We start from the raw sequence: 742 nt of genomic DNA, 5'->3' as shown, positions 1-742 counted from the left end.
ACGGCTCTGTGAAGCTCAACCGAGGTCGGCACGGCGGTAGGCGTACCGCCAAACTCATCAGCCCCGTGGCGGTTCGGCCCACTTGCGCCAGTGAGTTCCTACTCCACACCTCCGATAATGCCGGCCTGTCCTCCATGCCCCGCCTCCCCATACCCGAGAAATTGCATGCACTGCGACCACAGGACCCCCCCCCCCCCCACCCTGCCCTGCGGGCCGCCCCCGTCACTGCTGAGCCGGGCCACCCGGCCGTCGCGCCAGAAGGCATCCAGCAGCCAGTCCCGCCACAGCAGCGGCATGGGTGCGGCCCAGCGGGCCCGGGGATAGGCCTGGTAACGGTGGTCCGCGGTCAGCACCAGCAGGCGGTTGCCGCCCAGGGCATCGGTGGCGGCGGGCCGGGCCAGGCGCAGCGCCGCCAGTTGAGTTCCTTTCCGGACTTCGGCCGCCGGGGGCTGGCCGGGCGGAGGCAGCCGGTACAGGGCCACGGGAGTGGGCTCGGGCAATATACTGCAGGCCACCAGCAGGATGGACAACGATAGGCAAAACAGGACCCGGATCATGGCTTGAACTCCTCGATGTCGTCGCGGCCGAGCAGGTAGCCGGCGGGATCCTGCTCCAGCCGGCGGGCGATGTCGCCCAGGGTGGCCAGGGTCCGGCGCAGTTCCTGGATGGCCGGTCCCAGCTCGGCCAGGCCTTGCAGGCCCCCGTCCAGGGCCGGCCGGTTGTCGGCCAGCAGGGCGTCCAG

The 742-nt window shown here is 71.0% G+C and carries 1 protein-coding gene and 1 pseudogene; both read right to left on the bottom strand.

Features of this window, described 5'->3' with window-relative positions:
* Positions 1-98: 98 nt before the first annotated feature.
* Positions 99-557 (bottom strand): ABC-type transport auxiliary lipoprotein family protein, encoded by a 459-nt coding sequence (locus tag CGX12_RS19385; protein WP_094041468.1) that lies wholly within the window; start codon positions 555-557, stop codon positions 99-101.
* A pseudogene (locus CGX12_RS20020) lies at positions 554-742 on the bottom strand (MlaD family protein); the annotation flags it as partial. The pseudogene CGX12_RS20020 and the gene CGX12_RS19385, both read right to left, overlap by 4 nt.

It is taken from the genome of Zobellella denitrificans (genome assembly GCF_002237365.1).
GTDB lineage: Bacteria > Pseudomonadota > Gammaproteobacteria > Enterobacterales > Aeromonadaceae > Oceanimonas > Oceanimonas denitrificans.
Note: the sequence above shows the minus strand (reverse complement) of the source record. Positions and strands in the feature narration are given on the sequence as shown.